The sequence below is a fragment of the Roseinatronobacter alkalisoli genome (assembly GCF_028745735.1).
In the GTDB taxonomy this organism is placed as follows: Bacteria; Pseudomonadota; Alphaproteobacteria; order Rhodobacterales; family Rhodobacteraceae; genus Roseinatronobacter; species Roseinatronobacter alkalisoli.
Map to the genome: position 1 here is coordinate 47,441 of NZ_JAQZSM010000010.1, position 25,249 is coordinate 72,689.

Consider the following 25,249-nt stretch of genomic DNA (forward strand, 5'->3'; position numbering starts at 1 on the left):
CAGTTTCAGGATTTTGCCCCGACAACCAGCATCGCCTGCCGCAGATTCCCTTCTGCATCGCCCAGCGCGGCATGGGCAATGTCCGTGCTGACGCCAAGGGCCACCAGAACCGCCGGTTTGATGCGCCAGTCCGTCTGCACCAGCGCAGATTCGGCATCAGCCACGGACACATCGGCAATCCGCGCCACCATGTCACAGGCGCGGCGGCGCAGTTTCTGGTTCAGGGGGCGCATATCGACCATCAACCCATCATGCACATGGCCCAGATGCACCATGATTTGCGTGGACAGCATGTTCAGGACCACTTTCTGAACAGTGCCTGCCTTCATCCGGGTGGAACCGGCCACCACCTCTGCGCCGGTTTCAATGGCGATGGCGTGTTTTGCGGCATCCAGAAGCGGGGTACCCGTGACGCAGGCAATGCCCGCAGTCAGCGCGCCTGCGCGGCGCGCAGCCTCCAGCGCGGCAATGGTAAAGGGGGTGCGCCCGCTTGCTGCCAGACCGATAACCACATCGCGGGGGGTCAGTTCGGCGTCCCTGACCTGCGCGCGGGCATCATCGGCGCTGTCTTCGGCACCTTCGACCGCGATACGCAGGGCTGTTTCCCCGCCGGCAATCAGATACAGGGTGCGATCCTCCGGCCAGTTGAATGTCGGGCCAAGTTCCGTTCCGTCCTGCACCGCAATACGGATAGACGTGCCCGCGCCCGCATAGACCAGCCTGCCGCCCGCGCGCAGCCGTGGCACAGCATCTTCCACCAATGCCGCCAGCGCAGGCAGGACCGGCCCGATCATTGCAACCGCAGCAATCTGGCTTTCCCAGATGGCGCGCAGGGCGGTCAGACTGTCCCAACGATCAAGATCGCGGAAGCGGGGGTCAGCAATTTCGGTCATGACGGCATTGCCTTTGCTTGGAAGTGGTCCGATGGCGCGTGGTTCTGTACCAGTGGTACCGAAAAAATTGCCGAGCGTCTGTCACAAATGGCATCCGCAAACAAATTCACCGCCCCCTTCAGGGGCGGTGTTTCAAAAGGCGATGTCTGCGTGGGGTCAGAAAAACCCAAGTTTGTTCGGGTTATAGCTGACCAGCATGTTCTTGGTCTGCTGGTAGTGGTCCAGCATCATCTTGTGCGTTTCCCGCCCGATGCCCGATTGCTTGTAGCCGCCAAAGGCCGCATGCGCCGGATAGGCGTGATAGTTATTCACCCAGACGCGGCCCGCTTCGATGTTGCGGCCAAACCGGTAAGCGCGGGTGCCGTCACGGGTCCAGACACCTGCGCCAAGGCCATAGATCGTGTCATTAGCGATGGCGAGCGCTTCTTCTTCGTCCTTGAATGTCGTGACCGACACGACAGGGCCGAAGATTTCCTCCTGGAAGACGCGCATCTTGTTATGGCCTTTCAGGATGGTGGGCTGAATATAGAACCCGCCCGCCAGATCCCCGTTGAAGCGCGCGGCATCGCCGCCAACCAGCACTTCTGCCCCTTCTTCTGCACCGATGGTCAGATAGGACATGATCTTGTCATATTGCATCTGGCTGGCCTGCGCGCCCACCATGGTCGCCATATCGCGCGGGTCGCCCTGCTGAATGGCCTTCACCCGCGCGATGCAGCGCGCGATGAATTCTTCATAGATGTCTTCCTGTATCAGCGCGCGACTGGGGCAGGTACAGACCTCGCCCTGATTGAAGGCGAACAGCACGAACCCTTCGACCGCCTTGTCAAGGAAGGCGTCATCCTGCGCCATAATATCCGAAAAGAAGACATTGGGCGACTTGCCGCCCAGTTCCAGTGTGACCGGAATCAGGTTGACGGTCGCGGCTTCCATGATCTTGCGGCCGGTGGCGGTGGAACCGGTGAACGCAATCTTGGCAATGCGGTTTGACCGTGCCAGCGCATCACCCGCTTCCGCGCCCAGTCCATTGACGATGTTCAGCACACCGGCAGGCAACAAATCGGCAATCAGTTCAGCCAGCACCAGAATGGCCGCCGGGGTCTGTTCGGCAGGCTTCATCACGATGCAATTGCCTGCTGCCAGCGCGGGCGCCAGTTTCCACGCCGCCATCAGGATAGAAAAATTCCATGGAATGATCTGACCCACCACACCCAGCGGTTCATGGAAATGATAGGCGACCGTGTCATGGTCGATTTCCGACATCGTGCCTTCCTGCCCGCGCAACACACCTGCGAAATAGCGGAAATGGTCAATGGCCAGCGGAATATCAGCCGCAGTCGTTTCGCGGATCGGCTTGCCGTTGTCCCATGTTTCGGCTGCGGCCAGCAAATCAAGATTGGCTTCCAGCACATCGGCAATTTTCAGCAGGATATTCGAACGCTGCGCGGCGGCGGTCTTGCCCCATGCATCGCGCGCGGCATGGGCTGCATCCAGCGCAAGGGCAATATCGGCAGCATCCGAACGGGCAACTTCGCAGACAACCGCACCTGTGATCGGGGTAATATTGTCCATGTAGCGCCCCGCCACCGGGGGAACAAATTTGCCGCCGATGAAATTGTCATACCGCGCCCGGAACGGCGACTGGGTGCGGAAATCTGCCTGGGTCATCTGGTTCATGTGTCTTTCCTCCTGAAAGCCGCCTCCTCGCGGCCGATAGGGGAAAGATGCGCGCGACGCTGCCCGCAGTCACCCCATGCAGGACAGGGCGCGCGGTCGGGTTGTCGCAGATCTGCGACAGTCAGCCATGGAAAAAACTCAGCCCCGCGCCAGCTTGCGGTGCAGCGTGGCCCGCGACACACCCAATGCGCGCGCTGCGGCCGAAATATTGCCCGCATTGCGGGCCAGGGCGCGCGTCAGGACAGCGCGTTCGGCATCCTCGATTCGGTCATGCATCGCGATATCCAGCAAATCATTCAGCGGCTGCGGCAGGATTGCGGGATCGCCGGACAAGCCAAGCGTCAGCCGCGCTGCGCGCGTGGCCCCGATGACCAGATCATCCACATCCACAGCCAGAAATCCGCCACTGGCCCCATCCGGGCGGGGCACCAGAACAATCCGCGCCTTTGGAAAGGCCGCGCGAAAGATATCGGCTTCAACCCGATGTGCGGCCTCTGCCACGGTCTGGGCAATCAGCGCCACCACCGCATCCGGCAGGCGCGACACCGACATGGACACATCGACGACAGCAGTCAGATTCCCGGCCGCGTCATGTACCGGGGCCGAAGAACAGGTCAGCGCAGTGTTTCCGACCAGAAAATGCTGATCCCGGTGAATGGTGACGGCCTTGCCTTCGGCAAGGCAGGTTCCGATCCCGTTGGTCCCGACGACGGCTTCGGACCAGTTTGCCCCTGTCCACAGGCCCGCTGCACGGAAATCGTCATCATGCCGGGGGTGGCCGCGCCGATCCAGCGCCAGACCGTCCGTATCGGCAAGCACCACACAGGCCCCCAGATCACCGACCACCTGTATCAGATGATCCAGATGCGGGGCGGCGGCGCGCAGCAAAGGGCGGTGGCGGTCGCGCGCAATGCGCATCTCTTCCTGCGAAACCCGTGCATCCGTCCTGCCCCGCGCCGGATCAAGCCCATGCAGCAAGGCCGAACGCGCCCATGATGCCGCCAGCGCCGAACGCGCCGCCTCTCCCTTGGCCAGGGCGGCTTCAATCCGGTGCTGGTGCTGTATGGCAAAACTTTGCACTGGCTTTCCCCCCCTTGCCAGATTCAGAGTAGCTGATTCCTGACATGTTCTGTCCACAGCCGCATGGCTTGTCCCGGCCGGGACATAAGATACCTTAATCCACCCCCGCGCAATGCGACCAAAGCCCAATGTAACGGGGGTGGATAAAGGTGAACTCTCGCCCTTGACCGGCCGGACGAAACTGCCCCCCAATGGCGGGTTTCGTCTTGGCAAACCGACGCCAAGCCATCATGTAGAACCCATGCTGTCCCGCAAACTCATCTCGCTTTGGCACCATATAAGATACCTGCCGTTGCTGTCTGTGCTGACTATGTCGCGCTGGCGCGGTTTCGATATGCGTTCGCGCGCGCTGGGGTCCGCTATTGGGACAGTGCTGCGCTGGTTCCCGCCCGCCATACGCCGTTTTGACCGCGAAATCCGGCATGTTTACCCCGACATGCCACGGCGCGACCGTGCGCGGCTTCGTCGCAACATGGGCCGGAAAATGGGCCAGACGCTGTTCGAAATCTATCACTGCGCCGAATTCCAGACGCAGCATGGCCGATTCAGTGCCTCTGGCCCCGGCCTTCTTGCGCTGGAGAATGCGAAGGCGGCAGGCAAGGGCGCGATTATCGTTTCGGGCCATTTCGGGCAATGGGAAGCGGTGCGCGCCATCCTGAAATCCCGCGACATGGAAACCGGGGCAGTATACAGGCGGCAGTCCAACCACCATTACCAGCGCAGGCTTCTGGCCGGTATAGAAGCAGGCGGCAAACCGATCCTGGAGACCGGAACCCTTGGCACGAAAGCGCTGGTGCGGCATTTGCGCAACGGGGGGTTCATCGCAATCCTGCTGGATGAAAAATATGCCGAAGGCGTGCGCATTCCGTTTCTGGGGCGCCCGGCGCTGACATCGCTGGCGGCAGCGCAGCTTGCACTGAAATACGATCTGCCGATGGTTCCGGCCTATGGGACGCGCAATCCGGATGGCAGCAGTTTCAAGGTCGATTTTGAAGCACCCATTCCCCATACCGACGCCATGGCAATGACGCAGGCTTTCAATGACAGCCTGTCCGCCCGTATCCGGACTGACCCGGATCAGTGGTATTGGCTGCTTCGCCGCTGGAAGGGCGCATGACCAGCTGAGCAAGGCATACATGACCTGCGCCGGGATGGGGGTCAGTGATCGCGTTGCCCGAAGATCGCCCGCGCCACTGCCGTGCCTTTCGGGCGAAGGGTCAGCAACCCGTCACGGCGTTCGATCAGGTCGCGGTCATGCGCGCGCAGCACAGTTGCGCGGGCGCGTGGCTCTGGCCAGCGCAGATGGTCCACAAGGGCGCGCAGGGTGTTTTCCTCGGCCATGGCGGGGGTGTCTTCGTGGGTGAACAGATGGGCCACCAGCACGCGGCAATCATGGTCCAACCGTTCCGTCCGCCAGCGCAATGCCTGCGCAAACAACCCGCGACCCGGTGCAAACAGCAATGCAAGCGCGAACCACACGCCTGTCATGCTGGCCATCATCCCGCCGATGGAAACATTCCAGCGCAGTGCCAGAAAATAGCCGCTTACACAGGCCGCCACCGACAAGCCCACCGCCAGCACGACCATAAGCCACAAGCGGCGGGTCAGCAGATAGGCGGTCGCGGGTGGCACAATAACGAAGGCAATGAACAGGATTGCGCCCACCGCGTCAAACGCCGCCACGGCTGTCACGCTGGTCAGTGTCAGGATGGCGTAATGCAAAGCACCGGGCAGAAAACCCAGCGCAGCAGCGAGGCCCGCGTCAAAGGTCGCGAGCTTCAACTCTTTCCACAGCACCAGCACGAAGGCCAGATTAACGGCCAGCACAACCCCCAGCGTCGCCACAGCCACCGGAACCCGCACCCCGAATACAGTGACGGTATGCAACCAGACGAAGCCGATTTCACCCAGGAGCACAGTGTCCACATCGATATGCACATTGCGGGCATGGATCGAAATCAGGATCACCCCGGCGGCGAAAAGCGCGGGAAACACCAGGCCGATGGCCGCGTCCATCTTCACCAGCCGCGACCGCGCCAGCAGTTCCGACAGAACCACCGTCAGCACCCCGGTCAGCGCGGCACCCAACACCTGCACCGGCCCCGACATATGCCCGGTCAGCAGCCAGACCACGATAATGCCGAACACTATGGAATGGCTGATCGCATCGGTCAGCATCGCATTGCCGCGCAGCACAAGGAACGACCCCAGTAGCGCAGCCGACGCGCCGACCAGCACACCGGTCAAAATTATCATTGCCGGAATGGATCCGAAGACGGCAGCGATCATTGCGGGCGCTCCTTGCGGGGCTGGCCCGACAGGGCTGCGGCTTCGGCATGGCCCGCATCGGTCAGTTCCCAATGCGGTGTTGTTTCGGGCGGGTGTGTCACGGACCGTATCAGCCCGCGCTGTTCCAATGACGAAATCCGTCTGGCGGGCGGCATGGCACCCAGCGCGGTTTGCAGCATTCCCTGTTCCACCGGATAGCCCGCATTGTCATGCGCAGTGGCCAGCCCCTGCAGGGTTGCCAGCATCCGCCCGTCGCTGATGCGCGCCCGCGCACGCCGCGCGGCCAGCATCTGCCACAGCAACCCCCGGCCAGGGGCCACCAGCAACGAAACCAGCACCACCGCCGTTGCAATCAGCACCACCACCGGGCCGGTTGCAAGACCACGGGTGGTGGCACTGATCAACGCCCCGCCAGCCCCCGACCCTGCCCCGATAGCGGCAGACAACAACACCATAGGCCCCAGTGAACTGGTCCATTGCCGCGCCGCTGCAGCAGGCGCAATCAACAGCGCGACCATCAGCACCACGCCCACAAGTTGCAGCCCCGCAACGATTGCAAGCGCGACCATCACTGTCAGACCCGCTTCCAGCATCGTCACCGGAAACCCCTGTGCGCGGGCGAAATCAGCGTCGAAGCTGACCAGTTTGAATTCCTTCCAGAAGGCCAGCACCACTGCCAGCGCAGCAAGTCCGATGCCACCCATGACCCACAGATCGCTGCGCAGGATCGCCGCTGCCTGCCCGAAAAGAAATGTCATCAGACCCAGACTGCCGGCCCCGCCCCGCGTCTGGATAACTGTCAGCAACACGATGCCGACCGCGAAGAACACGCTCAGCACGATTCCCAGCGCGGCATCGGTTTTCAGCGTGGTACGCCGGACAATCAGCATCATGACCAGCGCAGCCAGTGCCCCGGTCAGAAAAGCGCCCGCCAGCACACTGCCCAGATCACGCCCGCCAGCAACCAGAAACCCAAGGCATACACCGGGAAGCGCGGCGTGGCTAAGCGCATCCCCCAACAGACTTTGGCGGCGCAGCACGGCAAAAGCGCCCAGCATCCCCGACAGCGCGCCAAGCATGGCCGCACCCATCAGAACCGTGCGGACAATCCCGCTGGAAAACAGATCCAGCAACGCGGTCAAGGCGCGGCCCCTTCTGACGGGACCGCAATCATTGCCAGATGCCGCCCATAGGCGGCACGCAGGTTCTGCGCGGTGTAGACATCATTCACCGGCCCTTGCGCGATGATGCGGATATTCAGCATCACCAACCAGTCGAAATAGCTTTGCACTGTGGTCAGGTCATGATGCACCACAATGATAGTGCGCCCTTCGTCGCGCAGGCGCTTCAGCAGCGCAATGATCACGGCCTCTGTGCTGGCATCGACACCGGCCATCGGTTCATCCAGCACCAGAATGGGCGCATCCTGCACCAATGCGCGGGCAATGAAAACGCGCTGTTGCTGCCCGCCCGAAAGCTGGCTGATCTGGCGATCCGCGTAGTCCTGCATGCCCATTTCGGCCAGCGCCGCCATAGCGCGCGCATGCGCTGCCTTGCCGGGGCGTCGCAACCAGCCAATATGCCGGTAAAGCCCCATTTCCACCACGTCGCGCACAGTTGTCGGGAAATCCCAGTCAACGCTGTGGCGCTGGGGCACATAGCCGATCTGACCGCGCATCTGCGCCACCGGCCTGCCCAGAAACCGCACGTGCCCCGCCACTGGCCGCACAAGGCCAAGCGCGGCTTTCAGCAGCGTGGATTTGCCCGCCCCGTTCGGCCCCACGATTGCACACATCACGCCGGGGGGAATATCAAGGTCAATATCCCATAGCGCCGGTGTTGCGCCGTAGCTGACTGTCAGATCCTCGACATGAAGGGCCTGATCGGGTTCGTGCAGCATATCTTCACGCATGATCTTCTACTCCAACGCTGACGGCGCGCCCGGGTCATCCGGACACGCCGCTGGCTGACTGACTATACTAAGGCGTCAATAAGCTATGTTCCAGTCATCCGCCCAGTCATGCAAGGCTTCGGGCCAGTCCGGAAGCACCCCGCCAAGCGCTTCGGTCACGGTCACCGTATTTGCCCGGATCATGCCGATATAGGTTCCCTCGGCCGTGCCCGCATCACCCATCGCATCAGAAAACAACTCGCCGCCGATAGTGACATCATGACCCTGGCTTTGCACTTCGGCAACCAATGCCTCTATGGTGCGGGGGTTGATGGTGGTTTCAACGAACACTGCCGGCACCCCGCTTTGCGCCACAAATGCCGCAACTTCGCGGATATCGCCAATGCTTGCCTCGGATTCCGTGCTGATCCCCTCAATCGCTTCGGACGCTTCTATCCCATAGGCTGCGGAATAGTACTCAAACGCGTCATGCGCCGTGACCAGCAACCGCTGCCCTTCAGGGACAGACGCGATGGCATCGCCGACCCAGCCATGCAGCGCGTCAAGCCGGGCTGTGTAACTTTCGACATTCGCGGCCATGGCATCGGCGCAACCTGGGCGCTGTTCCGCGATGGCATCTGCGATCACCGGTGCGATACGCACCCAACGGCTGACATCCATCCACAGATGAGGGTCAATCGCCCCCGCTTCGCCGGGATCATCCAGAAGCGCGTCACCGTCAAATGCAGCGCGCGCCAGTCCAACCGTAGGAGTGCGGTCAGCAAAGCCCGCCAGAACGTCGGCAAGCCGCGCTTCAAGTGCGGGATCGACATAGAAGATCAGATCAGCGCCAGCGAGTTTATCAACATCTGCCGCTGTCGCACGATACAGATGCGGGTCACTGCCCGCCCCCAGAAGCGACGACACCGCTGCGCATTCCCCGGCCACATTGGCCGCGACATCCGCGATCATCGCAACCGTTGCCAACACGTTCAGCGGTTCGTCCTGTGCAAAAGCGGGTGTACTCAGAACGATGGCGGCAGCCGACGCCAGAAGCCGTGCCTTCAGTCGGTCAGTGGACATTGATCTCTCCTTGATTCGGTAAATGCATGCCGCATAAATATGCAAATGATAATCGTTTGCAAGTAGATAATCGACATGTGCCGCAAATCCGGGTGGGATACATCACATCGACCGGTGCAGGTTGGTATGCTGACCCCGGAATTGCAGTTCCGGGGTCACGCGCGACTCAGTGGTTGTGGCTATGCTCATGACCGCAGTCGCCGCCATGATCAGCCGTGCGTTCCAGATCCACGGGAATAGCCAGTTCCAGATCATCGCCATTTTCCAGAACCAGCGTCACCGCAATCTGATCACCGTGGTGCAGCGGCTGGTTCAGGCCCAGAAACATCACATGATCGCCGCCGCGCGCCAGCTTATGCTCGCCTTGTGCTGGCACTGTAATTCCCCCTTCGATTTCGACCATGCGCATAACGCCATCGGCATCTTCCAGATGGGTATGCAGTTCCACGCGCTGCGCGGCATCTGAACGCGCGCCGGTGATGCGGCAATCAGTGTCAGCATGGTTCGCAATATGCATGAATACCGCGCCCGATTGCGACATTGCCGTAGATGTGCGGGCATAGGCGTCGTGAACTTCCAGCTCGCACGCAAGGGCGGGCAGGGAAAATGTGACTGCGGCAGCAGTCGTCAGCAAAAGTTTTCTCATTCTTTGGTTCCTTGTCTGATGGTAAAAGTTTCCGGAAATCAGACAAATTCGGGGGGCGCGCGCGATCTGGCCCAGAACCCGGCGGCACCCGCCTGCCATATCGGTTCACTGACATGCCATTGCATGCGGTGGAACCGCACCAATGCATCGGGAAACTGCACCGTGTCGGACAGGCCCGCAATGACCGTGACCACGCAATCGGGGCAAGGCACAGTCTGTTCAACCGGGTTGCCATCCGCATCTATGGTAATGGACACCAACCCATAGCCGGTGCAGATGACAAGCGTCTGCGCGCCTGCTGCAAGGTGGCGTGCCTGAACAAAGCCAATACCGGCCAGCGCCAGTGAAAGCGCCAGCGCAACAACGGACAAGGTTCGCGCCAAGTTTGTCATGGCCGCAATCTATGCCCCTGGCAGGGTCATGAAAAGCGCCATCTCAGGGCACCATCTGCTTTATGGCTGCGACATGTCCGCGCGATGCGGCAGCGGCGTCCTGCGTCAGGGCGATGGCGTCCTGCATCAATGCATCCGGCGCGGACAACCGGTCCACCAGCCCCCATGACAGCGCTTCCTGCGCATCAATGCGCGCGCCGACCATCAGGATCATTTTTGCGCGCGCCGGTCCCACCAACGCGGCCAGTCGCCCAGGGTCCGAGGGTTGCGGCAGAAAACCCAGCTTCATGACCGGATAGAAGAATTTTGCGCCCGGCACCGCCAACCGCAAGTCACAGGCCAGCGCCATGCCAAAAGCGCCGCCCGCCAGCGTGCCGTTCAACGCCGCGATGGTCAGGCAGGGCGCCGCCGCAATCCGCCCCGACAGCGCTTCCCACAAACCCGATGTTGCAAGCCCCGCGCGCGCTTCATCCAGATCGGCACCCGCACTGAAAACCTTGCCGCGCCCTGTCAGCACCAATGCACGCGCACCACCCACACAGGCCGCGTCCACCGCATCGCATAATTCCTGCAACATCGCGGCAGTCAGCGAATTCGCCTTGTCGGGCCTGTCCAGCGTCAGGGTCCAGACATTGCCCGTTTCGTGCAGGTGTATCACTGCACGCCCACGCGCGCGCGGATATCCGGTTGGCGCAGCGACACTTCGCGCCCGATCCAGCCATCGGCATCAGGGGTACACATCCAGACCAGCGCCTGCGCGGCCCATTCAGGCGGGATATGCGCGGACCAATCCAGCTGGCTTACAGCATTCACGCCGCTGGCCTTGATGTCGCGCTGCATATCGGTGGCCACAGTGCCAGGTGACAGACTCATGATGCGCAGACCATGGGCGCGCGCTTCGGTATCGGCCACGCGGGTCAGCATCAGCGCGCCCGCCTTGGAACTGCAATAGGCGCCCCACCCTTCCAGCGGGTTATGCGCCGCGCCCGACCCCACGGTGATGATACTGCCGCCACCCTGCGCCTGCATGACCGGCAGCGCCGCGCGCATGCCGTGGAACACACCTTTCAGGTTAATGTCGATCAAGCGTCCGAAATCATCAGGGGAAAGGTCCGACAGCATGCCGATAGGGTCGATAATGCCTGCATTGTTGACCAATACATCCAGCCGCCCGAACCGGTCGCACATGGCAGCAACCGCACCCTGAACAGCGGCAAAATCCGCCACATCGCAGGCCAGCGGCACTGCACCGGTTTCCTGCGCCAGCGCGTCCAGCGCATCCTTGCTGCGCGCGGCCATGCCCACCTGCGCGCCCGCGGCCACAAATGCACGCACCGCAGCTGCCCCTATACCGCGGCTGGCCCCTGTGACCAACACCACCTTGCCAGCCAGTGAAGTTGCATCAAACCCCATTCCTGCCCCCGTCATTCAGTAATCCCGTTCAAAAAACAGCCCGATACCCGCGCGACCCTGGTTGTCAATCCGCCCGCGCGCAGTCAATGACGGCGACAGGTCTATATTGATTGATACTTCACTGTCACCCTGCGGCTGAATTTCCACGTCCGTGTAGATATTCTCGGTCAGGTAACGCCCCAGCCGGACAGAGGTTTCCCCGTCTTCAGTCGTGCGCACATCCAGATCATCCAGCCCGATATTGCGCCGCAACCGTTCAAGGATGCCCTCACCATGCCCAGATAACGTGGCCAGTGACGAGGCAAGCTGCGCAGCCTGAAGCACACTCAGGGTTTCAAACCCGCGCCCGAACAACAGCAGGGACACGACCTCTTCTTCCGGCAGTTCGGGGGTGGATTCGAACCTGATTTCCGGCGCATCCGCCCGCCCTTCCAGCACAATCCGCGCTGTAATCCCCGACCGTTCAGTCGAGGCGACAAGCCGCACAAACGGCACCAGATCACCCTGCAGGCTGGCAAACCCTTCGTTCAGCGTGAAGCGGTTGCCCAGCAGATCCAGCCGCCCGCGGATCAGCCCGAACTGACCAATGGGAATCGGGTCCGCTGTGGTGCCTGTCAGGCGCAACTGCCCGCCCAACTCCGCATCTAGGCCCCGCCCGCGAATGAAAATCCGGTTGGGGGCATCAATCGTCAGGTCCAGACTTGACGGACGCCGCACACGGCCATGGGTTTCACCTGCAAAAATACCGGCGCGCTGGCGGGTTTGACGCGCGGTCGCTGTTTCGCCCTGATGCCGGATATTGGGTGGAATATATCCGCGCGACACCAGACCAACACGCGGAATGCGGATTTCCGTACCATCCAGCACCAGATTGCCTGCCAGATCAGGCCCTTGCGTCAACGCACCGGAAATCACCACATCACCCGATACATCTGTCTGGAACAGTTGCGGGTCCTGAATGCGCACATCTGTCAGGCGCGCGCGCAGATCAGCGTTCAGGGGGGGCGTCAGGTCGATATTGCCCGTCAGGCTGACATTGCCGCCTGCCGCCGCCCGCCCCTGCACATCAATTGCCGCCCGCCCGCCTGACAGTTGCGCGCGTGCGGAAATGTCTGTCAGGCGGATATTCCGCCGCGGCAACACCAGTTGCGCGCCCGTCGCCTCGGCGGTGCCGGAAACGGAACTCAGCGCAAGCGGGCCGTTCAACGCCAGATCAAACCGCGCCGGCCCCTGCACGGAACGCGGCTCAAGACGCGGGTTGATCAACGCAATATCACCGCCGCCACTGGCACGCAGATCACCGCGCATATCGCGCGATATGCTGCCGGACGCCTGCACCGACAGGCCCGCTGGCCCACTTGCCGTCAGGTCCAGCGCGAAGGCATCGCCAGTGTCACGCACATCGCCCGACAGGGTGACAGGACCGCTAATGCCCGGCGCGACCAGCGCCAGATCACGCAGCCGCGCATCCACACGCATGACCGGGCGATCCTGAACGCTTTCGCCGGAAATATTCGCCGTCAGGTTCGGCCCGGACAGACGCGCGTCTTCTATCATCAATGTATCGTCACGCTGGATAACCCGCGCAGTCACCTGATTGGTGCCTGCCAGCACACGGTTTGCCACATCATTCCCAAGGCGCAGGTCGCGCGCCGTCAGTTCCAGATCAAGCGCGCGGGTATCACCATCTTCGCGCAGGCCAACCCCGCCCTGGATATTGCCGCCGAAACCCGGACGAACGGACCCCAGCGACCCAAGGGTGAAATCCGCATCCAGCTGTGATGCGCCCGCTGCATAGCGACCAGTGGCCGATAAGTTCAGCACTGCATTTTCAAGGGTCAGCGCAGTCAGATCAAAGGCCGCGCCGTCACGCCGCCCTTCGATCTGCAACAGGGTTTCACCGCGCAATGCGCGGTTTGCGTCCTGCTGGCCCACTGTCAGGTCTTGCGCGCGGGCCTCGATGACCACAGCTTCACGTTCCAAAGGGCCATCAATGGCGATACGCGCATCAATCGCGCCACCAAAATCACCGCCAAGCACCGAAAGATCAGCAAAATCCACATCGCCGCGCAGGCGGATATCCTGCTGCGATACCTGCCCGCGCAGATCAGCGCGCAGGGTCTGGGCCTGTGCGGTCAGCTCATGCAGGGTCACAATCCCCCCGCGCCCGTCCGCATTCAGTGAAATCACGCTTTCGCCCGCCAGAAGGCGGTCAAGCTGTTCCTGCCCGAATGTCAGATCATCCCCGCTGAAACGGGTCTGCACAGTGAACCGGTCGCGCTCCGGCCCGATGCGCCCTTCGGCACGCGCGCGCACCGCCCCCGACAGGGGCCGCCCCGCCAACAGCGACAAGCGAGAGATATCCAGAAATTCCGCCTGACCATCGGCAAAAAGAACACCGTCTTCCAGCCGGGCGCGGCCATTGATGGTGAAATTCCGCCCCTCCAGTAGCACACCAGGCAGCAACAGCGGCCGCCCTTCGCGCCAGATAAACGCAACCGACCCCGTCATCGAGCGGCCCAGCGCTTCTGCAAGGCCCTGATCGCGCGCCGATATCCCCAGCGCCGAAAAATCGATCAAGGCATCAATAACGTCGATATCTTCGCCAAACCCTTGCGAGGTAATTCGCCCCAACCCATTGACGAACAGGCTTTCCACCGCGATATCGCCATTATCGAACCCGATCAGGTCCAGAACCAGCTCCCAGTCGTCGCTGACGGATGCATCAAACACCAGCCGCAAATCAGCCTGTTCGATGCTGGTATCCGAACCGGCCACCGGCAACAGCACACGCGCCCCGTCGCGGTCACGGATTTCGCCGCGCAGGTCAATCAGCTCCGGCAGATTATCCGCGCCCATGCGCACCCGACCGTCCAGTTGCAGTGTTTCGGTCTGAATGTGCAGATTATCCAGCGACAGGCGGCCATCATCAAATCTGCGGGCTTCTGTGCGCAAACGGCTGTCACCGCCGAAAAAGGGGTGGAATTCCGGCTGCAACAGCGGGCGCAGATCGCCGCCAAGATCCAGCCGCACCGCCTGTGCAACCCCCGGCAGCGTGGTCTGCAAGCCGAACTCGCCGGTGACACGGCGCTGACCATCCGTATCCAGCGCGATTTCGGCATCAAAGCTGTCAACCGGGCCTTCGCCCTGCACACGCAACGCCACTGACGGCAGATCGGGAACATTCAGCAACGTTACCGCCAACCCACCCGGCGCTTCCTGAACATTCAGGTCCAGAGACAATATGCGGGTATCGTTGGAAAACCCGGCATCCAGCAGAAACTGGCCCGCAATATCATCCAGCCGGTCAATCTGTAATCTTGCATCGCCTTCGCCATCCGCAAGCGTTGCACGCCCGCTGACACTTGCGCGTAATTCCTGCCCCAGAAGCGGCGCACCAAGGACCACTTCATCGAAGGTCAGTTGCCCAAGATCTATGGAGACGGGAAGTTCCGGCAGTTCAAACCGCCGCAGCGGCACCAGATCTTCCGGCGCTTCGCTTACCGGCGCGCGCAGGATTTCGACACGCTGCGCGGAAATTTCGGCGATTTCGATCCGGCGCTGGAACAAGGCGGAACGATTCCATTGCAGGGTGGCCCCTGTCACCCGCAGCCAGATGCCATCATCATCTTCGATGGTCATCTCATCAAATGTTGCGCGCGATGACAACGCCCCGCGAAACCCTGAAATCCGCACAGCGCGGCCGCGGTCCGACAGGCTGTCCTGCAACAGCCGCGTCAGGAAACCGACATCGCTTTCGCCCGGCTCAGGGGCGATATCTTCCAATCCCTGTGCTGTGACCGTCACCGGCAAAACCGTCATCAGACAGACAAGCGCCAATGATATGATGCGCAATATCCGCATCAAAACGCCTGACCTATGCCCAGATACAATTGCGGGCCGCGCCCCGTCGCCCCGCGCACAGGCATCCCGACATCCAGCCGCAGCGGGCCAACAGGCGTGTCATAGCGCAACCCCAGCCCCGCACCCGCATGCCAGCCGGACTGGCCGGAAAACACCCCTTCGGACACATAGCCCGCATCAGTAAAGGCAACCAGACCAATGGTTTCCGTGGCGCGCATGCGCCCTTCCAACGACAGCGCCGCAAAACCCCGCCCGCCAGACCGCACACCACCCGGCGACACGCCCAGCGACCGGAAGGGCTGGCCCCGGACGGACCCGCCGCCACCGGAATAAAACAGGAAATCGCGCGGCGTGCGGTCAATCGCCGCCCCGAGAACGGCACCCGCCTGCGCGCGCGCCGCCAGAACGAAACGGTCGTCTTCACCAAAACCGAAATAGCTACGCGCATCCACATAGGCGCGCGCGCCGCTATCAGCCGCGCCGACACCATAGAACGGCGTCAGATCGGCCTGAAGATAGGTACCGCCGGTGGGCGCGCGTTCATCGTCACGCCGGTCCCATTCCAGCGTCAGCGGCAACAAAAGTAGCCGGTAATTCCGCCGGATAGCCAATGTCGGGCCAAAACGCGCCTGTTCCACCAGCGCGCCCACACCGGCACCGAATGTCAACTGATCACTGAAACGATGCGACAGGCCAATGTCCAGCCGCGCGCGGCGGGCACGAAAATCATCTTCGCGCTCATTTTCTGCCAGAACACCAAGGGTCAGTGTTGTATCGGGGGTAAATGTCGCGGGGCGCGAAAATTCCAGTGCAAGGCGGTAATCGCGCCCACCCCGGCGCGCTGCAAGCCCGCCAACCATTGCTTCAATCCGCAACCGTTCGGCCCCGCCCAGAAGGTTCCGGTGCAACCAAAAGCCGGACACCTTCGCCCCGCTTTCGGTGTCCAGTTCAATGCTCGCGCCAATCCGGCGCAACGGCGCTTCGACCACAGCGGCGTTGATGTCCAGCGAACCATCGGGATTGCCTTCTTCCGCCTCGCGCAGGGCGACAGATGCAAAAGTGCCGGTGCGGCGCAACCGTTCCGCCGCGCGCTGCACATCATCGGGCGAGAAAACCTCGCCCGTGGGCAGCCCTGCGATTTTCACAATCCTGTTCGGGCGGGTGCGTTCCTGCCCGCTGGGGCGTAACTGACCGAAGGTGAAACGCGGGCCGGGGTCTATTGATACATCGACATCCAGTTCCTGCGCAGGATGGCGCGCGGTAATCTGCTGACGGACAGGTTCGGCCTTGGCATGGCCCTGATCACGCCAGCCATCAATGGCCGCGCCCGCAGTGTCACGAATGATGGTGCTGCGCGCCGACCGCCCGGTGGCAAACCCGGCGGGCAGTTCCGTTTCAGGCGCAAGCGGACCGATCTGCGCGCGCCCGAACACAAAAGGCGGCCCGGCATTTAACTGCACATCGATCACGCCAATATTGGCCGGCGGGTTCAGGGGTGAAATATCTGCCGCTTCGCGCCCGTTGATACGAATGCTGATACCCGGCGCATAATAGCCCGCCTCATAGAACAGGCCGATCAACTGGCCATATTCCGCCCGCGCGATGGTGAAAACCTCAAACGGGTCGGACAACCCGTCATCGCGCGCGGCGCGCAGCAAGGATGCCTGCTGCAATACCCGTTCCAGCGCGCTGTCACCGCCGGTTACGGTAAAGCGCAGGTCTTCGAACCCTGCCGCGGGATGGGCAAGTGCCAGACCAAACAGAAGTGATTGCGCCACGCTGGCCAGTCGGCTACGCGCGACCCCCTGCAGTTTCTTCAAGTGGCATTCCACCCATAAATATCGACGACGACGCATTACCCTTTTGTTGTTGCAGATCAACCGTCACGGGACAACTCGAAACTTTTGCTGCTGGCGATACACTGCCTGTTATCGGTGTGTTGACCAATAAGCCGGTGCGCCCTTGTTGCATTTGCGCCCGGGTGCTATGTCGCCTTGCAGAATTCATACGAAAAAGGAGCTTGGGCGGATGTCTCAAGACTATGTGATCAAGGATATCGCGCTGGCGGATTTCGGGCGTAAGGAAATCGACATTGCCGAAACGGAAATGCCCGGCCTGATGTCGCTGCGCGAAGAATATGGTGCCGCCCAGCCACTGAAAGGGGCGCGGATTGCCGGTTCCCTGCATATGACCATCCAGACCGCTGTTCTGATTGAAACGTTGGTCGCGCTGGGTGCGGATGTGCGCTGGGCGTCATGCAACATCTATTCCACCCAGGACCACGCTGCCGCTGCCATTGCCGCGGGCGGAACACCTGTTTTTGCCATCAAGGGCGAAACACTTGAAGAATACTGGACCTATACCGACCAGATCTTCCAGTTTGCGGATGGCGCGAACATGATCCTGGATGACGGTGGCGATGCGACAATGTACATCCTGCTGGGCGCAAGGGTGGAAGCGGGCGAAACCGACCTGATCGCCACACCTACCAGCGAAGAGGAAGAATTCCTGTTCGCGCAGATCAGGAAACGCCTTGCCGCTAGCCCGGGCTGGTTTGCGCGCCAGCGTGACCTGATCAAGGGTGTGTCCGAAGAAACCACAACCGGCGTTCACCGTCTGTATGAATTGCACAAGAAAGGGCAGCTTCCTTTCCCGGCAATCAACGTGAATGACAGCGTGACCAAGTCGAAATTCGACAATAAGTACGGCTGCAAGGAATCGCTGGTTGACGGTATCCGCCGCGCCACCGACACCATGATGGCCGGCAAGGTGGCCGTGGTCTGTGGCTATGGCGATGTCGGCAAAGGGTCCGCCGCCAGCCTGCAGGGCGCGGGTGCGCGCGTGAAAGTGACCGAAGTTGACCCGATCTGCGCGCTGCAAGCCGCCATGGACGGGTTCGAGGTTGTGTTGCTGGAAGATGTGGTGAAAACCGCCGATATCTTCATCACCACCACTGGCAACAAGGATGTCATCCGCATCGAGCATATGCGCGAGATGAAGGATATGGCGATTGTCGGCAATATCGGCCATTTCGACAATGAAATTCAGGTCGCCGCGCTGAAAAACCACAAATGGACCAATATCAAGGACCAGGTGGACATGATCGATCTGCCGTCCGGCAATCGCATGATCCTGCTGTCGCAAGGCCGCCTGCTGAACCTTGGCAATGCGACCGGCCACCCCAGTTTCGTGATGTCGGCAAGTTTCACCAATCAGGTTCTGGCCCAGATCGAGTTGTGGACCAAGGGTGATGAATACGCGCCCGGTGTCTTTATCCTGCCGAAGGCCCTGGATGAGAAGGTCGCGCGGCTGCATCTGGGCCGGATCGGGGTAAAGCTGACCGAATTGCGCCCCGATCAGGCCAGCTATATCGGCGTTCCCGTGGAAGGCCCGTTCAAGCCCGAGCATTACCGCTACTGATCCGGCTTTTGCTGACGGAAAAAGGGGGTGCTTGCACCCCCTTTTATTATGTCTGGCCCTGCGCTGCGCTACGGGCGGTTTAAGTATCTGGTTTGCATCCCCGTCAGGGCTTTTCGGGATGCAAGCCCAGATGCCGCGTGCCGCGTGCCGCCGCCAATGTGATCTGGTGCTGGCGTTCGCGAAAGGCCGCGCGTCGCGCCGGGGTGAATTCGTCCACGCAATGATGGCATTGCACGCCTTCTTCATACTCCGGCCTGCGCGTATCTTCGGGCCATAGCGGGCGGCGGCAGGCATGACACATGACATGCGGGCCGGGCTTCAGCCCGTGTTCAACAGACACGCGCTGATCAAAGACAAAACACGCGCCCTGCCACATGCTTTCATCCTGCGGCACGTCTTCCAGGTATTTCAGAATGCCCCCTTTCAGGTGATAGACATCCGTAACGCCTTGTTGCAGCAGGAAATTCGTTGACTTTTCGCACCGAATACCACCTGTGCAGAACATGGCGATCCGCTTGTTGTGGAAACGTTCGCGGTTTTCTTCCCACCATTGCGGAAAGTCGCGGAAAGATTTTGTGCCGGGGTCAACGGCCCCTTCGAATGTGCCGATAGCCACTTCGTAGTCATTGCGCGTGTCGATAACAGCGACATCCGGCGCGCTGATCAACGCGTTCCAGTCTTGCGGCGCAACATAGTGGCCAGTGCCTGCGCGGGGGTCCACATCCGGCTGGCCCATGGTGACGATTTCGCGTTTCAGCCGCACTTTCATCCGGCCAAAGGGCATGGTTTCTGCGGGGCTTTCCTTCCAGTCCAGCGCGGCACAGCCGGGCAGGGCACGGATATGCGCCAGAACCGCATCAATCCCGTCGCGCGTGCCCGCGATGGTGCCATTGATCCCTTCGCGCGCCAGCAGTAGCGATCCCTTGACGCCTTGCCCTTCGGCCAGCGCCAGCAGCGGGCCGCGCAAGGCGGCGGGGTCATCGAATCGGGTGAAGTGGTATAGCGCGGCAACTGTCAGCATGATGCTGCATTTACTGCCCGGTTTGCGACTGCGCAAGCCTGCGGCGTTGACGCAGGCAGATTGTGTGCTTAGCCATTCTTTCATGAACAGGAGGCCACGCCATGACCCATGCGCTGATCGTCATTGACATGCAGAACGACTTTTGCCCCGGCGGCGCGCTGGCTGTGGCGAACGGCGATACGATTGTCGCGGGCATAAACGCGCAGATGGCGCAGGCCGACGCAGTGGTTCTGACACAGGACTGGCATCCGGCCGGGCATTCATCCTTCGCAAGCATGCATGAAGGCTGCGCACCTATGGATTCTGTGGATATGCCCTATGGCACGCAGGTTTTATGGCCCGACCATTGTGTGCAGGGCAGCCATGGCGCGGATTTTCACCCGGAACTGGACACCACCCGCGCCGACCTGATCCTGCGCAAAGGGTTTCGCCCCGATATCGACAGTTATTCGGCGTTTTTCGAAAACGACCAGACCACCCCGACCGGGCTGGAGGGGTATCTGCGCACGCGCGGAATTACGGAACTGGATTTCGTGGGTCTGGCCATGGATTTCTGCGTTGCATGGTCTGCGCGCGATGCGGCACGACTGGGGTTCAATACGCGCGTTCTGACCGCGCTTTGCCGGGGGATAGACATTGACGGGTCCGTAGCGCGCGCGCAGGCTGATTTGCGCGCCGCCGGTGTGGAGTTGGTGTAACCATGGATATTGCCACGCGCGTTTACAACCACCGCTGGAAGCTGGACCCGATTGTGCGGTCACTGATCGACACGGATTTCTATAAACTATTGATGTGTCAGTCAGTTTTTACCAATCACCCGCATACGCAGGTGACCTTCAGTCTGATCAACCGGGCAACCCATATTCCATTGGCGCGGCTGATTGATGAAGGCGAGTTGCGCGAGCAGCTGGACCATATTCGCGCGCTGTCCCTGTCGCGCGGCGAATCCACCTTTTTGCGCGGCAACATGTTCTATGGCAAACGCCAGATGTTCCGCCCCGATTTCATGGAATGGTTCGAAGGGTTCCGCCTGCCGCCCTATCATCTGGAACGTGTCGGCGATCAGTATGAACTGACATTCGAGGGCACTTGGTCCGAAGTGATGCTGTGGGAAATACCGGCGCTGGCAGTGTTGATGGAATTGCGGTCACGCGCCGTGCTGGGGCGGATGAAACGCTTTGAACTGCAGGTATTGTATGCGCGCGCGATGACACGCCTTTGGGAAAAGATTACCCGCCTGCAACAGATTGACACGCTGCGCATTGCAGATTTCGGCACCCGCAGGCGGCATTCCTTTCTGTGGCAGGACTGGTGCGTGCAGGCCATGATGGAAGGGCTGGGCACGCGGTTCACCGGCACATCAAACTGTCTGATCGCCATGCGCCGAGAGGTAGAGGCCATCGGCACCAATGCCCATGAGTTGCCCATGGTTTACGCCGCGTTGGCCGAAGATGACGACGCGCTTGCCAGCGCACCCTATCAGGTGCTGGCCGACTGGCAGGCCGAACATTCCGGAAATCTGCGCATCATTCTGCCAGATACCTATGGCACTGCGGGTTTTCTGGACCGCGCGCCCGACTGGCTGTCGGACTGGACCGGCATTCGCATTGATTCGGGCGATCCAGCCGAAGGGGCCGAGACCGCCATACGCTGGTGGCAGGATCGTGGGCAGGACCCGCGCGAAAAACTGATCATTTTCTCGGACGGGCTGGATTTGAACCGCATTGAGGACCTGCACGCCAGGTTTGCCGGGCGCGTGAAGGTCAGTTTCGGCTGGGGCACATTGCTGACAAATGACTTTCGCGGGTTGGCGCCAGATGACGGGCTGACGCCGTTCAGCCTTGTGTGCAAGGCCGCAGCCGCCAACGGCCGCCCGACCGTCAAGCTGTCCGACAACCCGAACAAGGCGATGGGCCCCGCAGAGGAGATTGTGCGCTACAAGCGTGTTTTCGGGGTGGGCGATCAGGCAGCACAACCTGTGGTTGTTTAATCTCTGGTTACCATAACAGCAAAAATCAGCGCAGGCGGCACAATGTCACACCGATTTTTGGTGACAGGTGCCCTGTCCTGTGGTGCAATATAACTGTCGCAATCAGAGAAGGAGGACATTGAATGTCATTGAGTTCACATATTACAGAACTCCGCCGAAAGCACGAACACCTCTCTGAAAAGGTAGAAACAGCACAGCGAAGCCCCGGAATTGATGATCTGGAAGTCGCCGCCCTGAAAAAACAGAAGCTTCGCCTGAAAGAAGAAATCGAGCGTCTGTCCCATACATAACGCATATTTTCCACGAAAAAGAAACGGCCCGCATCACGCGGGCCGTTTTTTACCTTGCTGACAACCAGATCAGGCGAAGAACTGCGCGCCATTCGCGCTGATCGTTGATCCGTTGATGAATGCAGCGTCGTCAGCGACCAGAAAGGCCACGCAGCGCGCAATTTCTTCGGGCTCGCCAAGGCGGCCTGTCGGAATTTGGCCGATGATCGCCTCGCGCACCTTTTCAGGCACAGCCATGACCATTTCGGTCGCAATATAGCCGGGGCAGACCGCGTTTGCCGTAATGCCGAACCGCGCGCCTTCCTGAGCAAGGCTTTTCACAATGCCCAGATCACCGGCCTTGGTTGCGGCATAATTCACCTGACCAAACTGGCCCTTTTGCCCGTTGATCGAAGAAATCACCACGATTCGCCCGAATTTGCGTTCGCGCATGCCGGGCCATACCGGATGGACCGTGTTGAATACACCGGTCAGGTTGGTGTCGATCACTTCACGCCATTGTTCCGGTGTCATTTTATGAAACGGCGCGTCACGGGTGATGCCTGCATTCGCCACAACAATATCGATCGGGCCAAGATCGGCCTCTACCTGCGCGATGCCCGCCTTGGACGCATCATAATCCGCTGCGTTCCATTTATAGGTCTTGATACCGGTTTCTTCGGTGAATGCTGCGGCCGCCGTGTCATTTCCCGCATAGGTTGCGGCGACGGTGCATCCCTGTGCTTTCAACGCTTGCGAAATTGCCGCGCCAATGCCACGCGATCCGCCGGTTACCAATGCCACTCTTGCCATGTTCTCCCCCTCTGTCAGGAATTATGCTTGGAAATAATCGGTATCGAAAACTGAAGGGCTACGCAAGAATATTACGTAACCCTTCTAGTGCTTAGCGTTCCAGGCACATGGCAACGCCCATGCCGCCGCCGATGCACAATGTTGCCAGGCCTTTTTTCGCGTCACGGCGCTGCATTTCAAACAACAACGTGTTCAGGATGCGGCAACCCGATGCGCCGATCGGGTGACCAATGGCGATTGCGCCGCCATTCACATTCACCTTGTCGACATCCCAGCCCATATCCTTGTTCACGGCGCAGGCCTGTGCGGCAAAGGCTTCGTTCGCTTCGATCAGGTCCAGATCTTCGGGTTTCCAGCCGGCCTTTGCCAGAGCCTTGCGGCTGGCATAGATCGGCCCGACACCCATGACCGACGGGTCCAGCCCGGCGGTGGCGTAGCTGGCAATGCGTGCCAGCGGGGTCAATCCGCGCTTTTCGGCTTCTTCCGCGCTCATCAGCATCACCGCTGCCGCGCCATCATTCAGGCCCGATGCATTGGCCGCCGTGACGGACCCGTCCTTGGCAAACGCCGGGCGCAGTTTCTGCATCGCTTCAATGGTCGCGCCGTGGCGGATATACTCATCCTGATCGACGGTGATATCCCCCTTGCGGGTTTTGACGATGAAGGGCGCAATCTCATCGGCAAATTTACCGGCCTTCTGGGCGGCTTCGGCCTTGTTCTGGCTGGCAACGGCGAAAATGTCCTGCTCTTCGCGGCTGATCTGCCATTTCTCGGCCACGTTTTCGGCGGTCTGGCCCATGTGATAGCCGTTGAATGCGTCCCACAGCCCGTCGCGGATCATGGAATCGATCATTTTCATATCGCCCATTTTCTGACCTGCGCGCAAATGCGCAACATGCGGGCTGAGGGTCATGTTTTCCTGTCCGCCCGCCAACACGATGGCCGCATCGCCCAGCTGAATATGCTGCGCGCCCAGCGCAACTGCCCGAAGCCCGGACCCGCAGACCTGATTGATGCTCCAGGCGGCGGATTCGATGGGCAGGCCCGCATTGATATGCGCTTGCCGTGCGGGGTTCTGGCCCTGACCAGCGGTCAGCACCTGGCCCAGGATGGTTTCAGACACCTCTGCCTTGTCGACGCCGGCGCGCGCAACCACGGCGTCCAGAATGGCCGCGCCCAGATCATGCGCGGGTGTATTGGCAAATGCACCACCAAACGAGCCGACAGCCGTGCGGGCGGCAGAAACGATAACGACATTGGTCATGGAGACTCCTCTCTCGATCCTCAAACATCCTGATGACAATGGCAGAATTGCCATCAAGCGCCATGCAGGGATACCAATGTTTTAACATGCCCGCGCGTCAAGGCAATGAAACTTCCGACACTGCTGGCGCAATCACCAACCGCAAAGCACGGAATCGCCCCTGTTTCATAGAATTCCCGGGGAAATGCATATGGGTTTGTTCTGGCTGAAATGACAGTTTGTTTCCACGATTCGCCTCTCTGCCCATGGACAGATCTGCCAAGACTGCGCTAAAACGCGGGCGGAGGTTCCTGTTGGACAAACGTAACGCAAAATATCATCTGGGTCAGGTTGTGCGCCATCGTAAGCACCCGTTTCGCGGGGTCATCTTTGATGTCGATCCTGCATTTTCAAATACTGAAGAATGGTACGACGCCATCCCCGAAGAAAGCCGGCCCCACAGGGATCAGCCTTTTTACCACTTGCTGGCGGAAAACGATGAGAGCTTTTACGTCGCATATGTGTCCGAACAAAACCTTGTGCTGGATGATTCAGGGCAGCCGCTGGAACATCCGGACCTTCATGAATTGTTTGGGGATTTCCGCGAAGGCAGTTACCCGCTTCAGATTCACATGAATTAGGGCAGCCCCGCGTGTTCATTCGCATTTGTCCCAACCTGATCGCCTGATTGCCCACATTCGGATGCAGAACGCCGCTTTCAGGTTTGTCATGCGCATGCTCCCAAACATACGTCACACAAAACCGGTTTCGCTTTGTTTTGTAACATGCGCTAGGCATTCTGGCTGCAGGATTGGCAATTGACATCGCCCGCGCGCTGCCCGGCAATACGAAACTGCAGGATGTTCTGTTCCCCCATACGCGTATATGTCAGATCCCGCGTCAGAGCCCTGATCAGAAACCAGCCATAGCCCCCTTCGCTCAGGCTGTCCGGGGCGGGCAGGGTATTTCCCAGTGTTGCCGGGTCAAACGCGGCACCGTAATCACGAAGCATACAGACCACACCACAATCCGAGACGGATAATTGCAGACAAACCCGGCCATGGCAGTCGCCGTAGCCATGGCGCGCAATATTACTGAGGGCTTCTGCAAGCACCAACGTCAGATCATCATGCACTTGCGCGTGGACGGGGTTTGACCTGAGAAAGATGTCGACCTCCTCAAGCAGCGCCCTGAACCTGGGCAGGCTGCTTTCATCTTCAAGCACAAGCATCCTGATGGTATCCATAATCCGCTGGTTCTCCTGT

23 protein-coding genes are annotated in these 25,249 nt (G+C 60.6%); 6 read left to right on the plus strand and 17 right to left on the minus strand.

Going from position 1 to position 25,249, the window contains the following annotated elements:
• Positions 1-5 precede the first annotated feature (5 nt).
• The 3 genes from PUT78_RS12005 to PUT78_RS12015 form a co-directional block, all read right to left on the minus strand.
• Positions 6-893: an N-acetylmuramic acid 6-phosphate etherase gene (locus tag PUT78_RS12005; protein WP_274352508.1), complete on the minus strand. Its 888-nt coding sequence runs from the start codon at positions 891-893 to the stop codon at positions 6-8.
• 156 nt (positions 894-1,049) lie between these two features.
• Positions 1,050-2,570: an acetaldehyde dehydrogenase ExaC gene (gene exaC / locus PUT78_RS12010; RefSeq protein ID WP_274352509.1), complete on the minus strand. Its 1,521-nt coding sequence runs from the start codon at positions 2,568-2,570 to the stop codon at positions 1,050-1,052.
• Between the two features lie 138 nt (positions 2,571-2,708).
• On the minus strand, positions 2,709-3,650 hold the full coding sequence (locus PUT78_RS12015) for a helix-turn-helix domain-containing protein (protein ID WP_274352510.1): 942 nt from the start codon (positions 3,648-3,650) through the stop codon (positions 2,709-2,711).
• A 241-nt stretch (positions 3,651-3,891) separates the two neighbouring features.
• Here PUT78_RS12015 and PUT78_RS12020 point away from each other — a divergent pair, with 241 nt between their 5' ends.
• Complete coding sequence (locus PUT78_RS12020) at positions 3,892-4,767, plus strand: lysophospholipid acyltransferase family protein (RefSeq protein WP_274352600.1); 876 nt, start codon at positions 3,892-3,894, stop codon at positions 4,765-4,767.
• Positions 4,768-4,808: 41 nt separating this feature from the next.
• Here PUT78_RS12020 and PUT78_RS12025 read toward each other — a convergent pair whose 3' ends face one another.
• The 10 genes from PUT78_RS12025 to PUT78_RS12070 all read right to left on the minus strand — a co-directional run bounded on the left by PUT78_RS12025 (position 4,809) and on the right by PUT78_RS12070 (position 17,048).
• Positions 4,809-5,939: a metal ABC transporter permease gene (locus tag PUT78_RS12025; protein WP_274352511.1), complete on the minus strand. Its 1,131-nt coding sequence runs from the start codon at positions 5,937-5,939 to the stop codon at positions 4,809-4,811.
• Entirely contained in the window at positions 5,936-7,081 is a 1,146-nt protein-coding gene (locus PUT78_RS12030) for a metal ABC transporter permease (protein ID WP_274352512.1), read from the minus strand. The genes PUT78_RS12025 and PUT78_RS12030 overlap by 4 nt, the downstream gene beginning before the upstream one ends.
• The gene (locus tag PUT78_RS12035; RefSeq protein ID WP_274352513.1) at positions 7,078-7,851 is read right to left on the minus strand and encodes a metal ABC transporter ATP-binding protein; all 774 of its coding nucleotides are present in this window, start codon (positions 7,849-7,851) and stop codon (positions 7,078-7,080) included. Before PUT78_RS12035 ends, PUT78_RS12030 begins: the two co-directional genes overlap by 4 nt.
• Before the next feature lie 75 nt (positions 7,852-7,926).
• Positions 7,927-8,913, minus strand: coding sequence for a metal ABC transporter solute-binding protein, Zn/Mn family (locus PUT78_RS12040; RefSeq protein WP_274352514.1), 987 nt, complete (start codon positions 8,911-8,913; stop codon positions 7,927-7,929).
• Positions 8,914-9,079: 166 nt separating this feature from the next.
• Positions 9,080-9,559 carry a copper chaperone PCu(A)C gene (locus PUT78_RS12045; RefSeq protein ID WP_274352515.1) on the minus strand — a complete coding sequence of 160 codons (480 nt, stop codon included), beginning with the start codon at positions 9,557-9,559 and terminating at the stop codon, positions 9,080-9,082.
• 38 nt (positions 9,560-9,597) lie between these two features.
• Positions 9,598-9,951 carry a hypothetical protein gene (locus PUT78_RS12050; protein WP_274352516.1) on the minus strand — a complete coding sequence of 118 codons (354 nt, stop codon included), beginning with the start codon at positions 9,949-9,951 and terminating at the stop codon, positions 9,598-9,600.
• A 43-nt stretch (positions 9,952-9,994) separates the two neighbouring features.
• Positions 9,995-10,609: an enoyl-CoA hydratase/isomerase family protein gene (locus PUT78_RS12055; protein ID WP_274352517.1), complete on the minus strand. Its 615-nt coding sequence runs from the start codon at positions 10,607-10,609 to the stop codon at positions 9,995-9,997.
• Positions 10,606-11,379, minus strand: coding sequence for an SDR family oxidoreductase (locus PUT78_RS12060; RefSeq protein ID WP_274352518.1), 774 nt, complete (start codon positions 11,377-11,379; stop codon positions 10,606-10,608). Before PUT78_RS12060 ends, PUT78_RS12055 begins: the two co-directional genes overlap by 4 nt.
• Positions 11,380-15,228, minus strand: a complete 3,849-nt coding sequence (locus tag PUT78_RS12065) for a translocation/assembly module TamB domain-containing protein (protein ID WP_274352519.1) — start codon at positions 15,226-15,228, stop codon at positions 11,380-11,382.
• On the minus strand, positions 15,228-17,048 hold the full coding sequence (locus PUT78_RS12070) for an autotransporter assembly complex protein TamA (RefSeq protein ID WP_274352520.1): 1,821 nt from the start codon (positions 17,046-17,048) through the stop codon (positions 15,228-15,230). Before PUT78_RS12070 ends, PUT78_RS12065 begins: the two co-directional genes overlap by 1 nt.
• A 208-nt stretch (positions 17,049-17,256) precedes the next feature.
• On the opposite strand from PUT78_RS12070, the gene ahcY reads away from it, so the two are divergent.
• Entirely contained in the window at positions 17,257-18,648 is a 1,392-nt protein-coding gene (gene ahcY, locus PUT78_RS12075) for an adenosylhomocysteinase (RefSeq protein ID WP_274352521.1), read from the plus strand.
• A 103-nt stretch (positions 18,649-18,751) separates the two neighbouring features.
• On the opposite strand, the gene trhO is transcribed toward ahcY, so the two are convergent.
• On the minus strand, positions 18,752-19,669 hold the full coding sequence (trhO, locus tag PUT78_RS12080) for an oxygen-dependent tRNA uridine(34) hydroxylase TrhO (RefSeq protein ID WP_274352522.1): 918 nt from the start codon (positions 19,667-19,669) through the stop codon (positions 18,752-18,754).
• Between the two features lie 101 nt (positions 19,670-19,770).
• Here trhO and pncA point away from each other — a divergent pair, with 101 nt between their 5' ends.
• The 3 genes from pncA to PUT78_RS12095 all read left to right on the plus strand — a co-directional run bounded on the left by pncA (position 19,771) and on the right by PUT78_RS12095 (position 21,949).
• Positions 19,771-20,367: a bifunctional nicotinamidase/pyrazinamidase gene (pncA, locus tag PUT78_RS12085; RefSeq protein WP_274352523.1), complete on the plus strand. Its 597-nt coding sequence runs from the start codon at positions 19,771-19,773 to the stop codon at positions 20,365-20,367.
• 2 nt (positions 20,368-20,369) lie between these two features.
• Positions 20,370-21,659 (plus strand): nicotinate phosphoribosyltransferase, encoded by a 1,290-nt coding sequence (gene pncB / locus PUT78_RS12090; RefSeq protein WP_274352524.1) that lies wholly within the window; start codon positions 20,370-20,372, stop codon positions 21,657-21,659.
• 122 nt (positions 21,660-21,781) lie between these two features.
• Positions 21,782-21,949 (plus strand): YdcH family protein, encoded by a 168-nt coding sequence (locus PUT78_RS12095; protein ID WP_274352525.1) that lies wholly within the window; start codon positions 21,782-21,784, stop codon positions 21,947-21,949.
• 69 nt (positions 21,950-22,018) lie between these two features.
• On the opposite strand, the gene phbB is transcribed toward PUT78_RS12095, so the two are convergent.
• Positions 22,019-22,741, minus strand: a complete 723-nt coding sequence (phbB, locus tag PUT78_RS12100; RefSeq protein ID WP_274352526.1) for an acetoacetyl-CoA reductase — start codon at positions 22,739-22,741, stop codon at positions 22,019-22,021.
• Between the two features lie 91 nt (positions 22,742-22,832).
• Entirely contained in the window at positions 22,833-24,005 is a 1,173-nt protein-coding gene (locus PUT78_RS12105) for an acetyl-CoA C-acetyltransferase (protein ID WP_274352527.1), read from the minus strand.
• Between the two features lie 293 nt (positions 24,006-24,298).
• Here PUT78_RS12105 and hspQ point away from each other — a divergent pair, with 293 nt between their 5' ends.
• Positions 24,299-24,625: a heat shock protein HspQ gene (gene hspQ, locus PUT78_RS12110; RefSeq protein ID WP_274352528.1), complete on the plus strand. Its 327-nt coding sequence runs from the start codon at positions 24,299-24,301 to the stop codon at positions 24,623-24,625.
• 149 nt (positions 24,626-24,774) lie between these two features.
• Here hspQ and PUT78_RS12115 read toward each other — a convergent pair whose 3' ends face one another.
• On the minus strand, positions 24,775-25,230 hold the full coding sequence (locus tag PUT78_RS12115; protein ID WP_274352529.1) for an ATP-binding protein: 456 nt from the start codon (positions 25,228-25,230) through the stop codon (positions 24,775-24,777).
• Between the last annotated feature and the right edge of the window lie 19 nt (positions 25,231-25,249).

Excerpts from the sequence above, each read along its gene's own strand:
- PUT78_RS12005 (WP_274352508.1), bottom strand. The coding sequence starts at position 893 with ATGACCGAAATTGCTGACCCCCGCTTCCGCGATCTTGATCGTTGGGAC.
- exaC (WP_274352509.1), bottom strand. The coding sequence starts at position 2,570 with ATGAACCAGATGACCCAGGCAGATTTCCGCACCCAGTCGCCGTTCCGG.
- PUT78_RS12020 (WP_274352600.1), top strand. The coding sequence starts at position 3,892 with ATGCTGTCCCGCAAACTCATCTCGCTTTGGCACCATATAAGATACCTG.
- PUT78_RS12025 (WP_274352511.1), bottom strand. The coding sequence starts at position 5,939 with ATGATCGCTGCCGTCTTCGGATCCATTCCGGCAATGATAATTTTGACC.
- PUT78_RS12035 (WP_274352513.1), bottom strand. The coding sequence starts at position 7,851 with ATGCGTGAAGATATGCTGCACGAACCCGATCAGGCCCTTCATGTCGAG.
- PUT78_RS12040 (WP_274352514.1), bottom strand. The coding sequence starts at position 8,913 with ATGTCCACTGACCGACTGAAGGCACGGCTTCTGGCGTCGGCTGCCGCC.
- PUT78_RS12045 (WP_274352515.1), bottom strand. The coding sequence starts at position 9,559 with ATGAGAAAACTTTTGCTGACGACTGCTGCCGCAGTCACATTTTCCCTG.
- PUT78_RS12050 (WP_274352516.1), bottom strand. The coding sequence starts at position 9,951 with ATGACAAACTTGGCGCGAACCTTGTCCGTTGTTGCGCTGGCGCTTTCA.
- PUT78_RS12060 (WP_274352518.1), bottom strand. The coding sequence starts at position 11,379 with ATGACGGGGGCAGGAATGGGGTTTGATGCAACTTCACTGGCTGGCAAG.
- PUT78_RS12065 (WP_274352519.1), bottom strand. The coding sequence starts at position 15,228 with ATGCGGATATTGCGCATCATATCATTGGCGCTTGTCTGTCTGATGACG.
- ahcY (WP_274352521.1), top strand. The coding sequence starts at position 17,257 with ATGTCTCAAGACTATGTGATCAAGGATATCGCGCTGGCGGATTTCGGG.
- trhO (WP_274352522.1), bottom strand. The coding sequence starts at position 19,669 with ATGCTGACAGTTGCCGCGCTATACCACTTCACCCGATTCGATGACCCC.
- pncA (WP_274352523.1), top strand. The coding sequence starts at position 19,771 with ATGACCCATGCGCTGATCGTCATTGACATGCAGAACGACTTTTGCCCC.
- pncB (WP_274352524.1), top strand. The coding sequence starts at position 20,370 with ATGGATATTGCCACGCGCGTTTACAACCACCGCTGGAAGCTGGACCCG.
- PUT78_RS12095 (WP_274352525.1), top strand. The coding sequence starts at position 21,782 with ATGTCATTGAGTTCACATATTACAGAACTCCGCCGAAAGCACGAACAC.
- phbB (WP_274352526.1), bottom strand. The coding sequence starts at position 22,741 with ATGGCAAGAGTGGCATTGGTAACCGGCGGATCGCGTGGCATTGGCGCG.
- PUT78_RS12105 (WP_274352527.1), bottom strand. The coding sequence starts at position 24,005 with ATGACCAATGTCGTTATCGTTTCTGCCGCCCGCACGGCTGTCGGCTCG.
- PUT78_RS12115 (WP_274352529.1), bottom strand. The coding sequence starts at position 25,230 with ATGGATACCATCAGGATGCTTGTGCTTGAAGATGAAAGCAGCCTGCCC.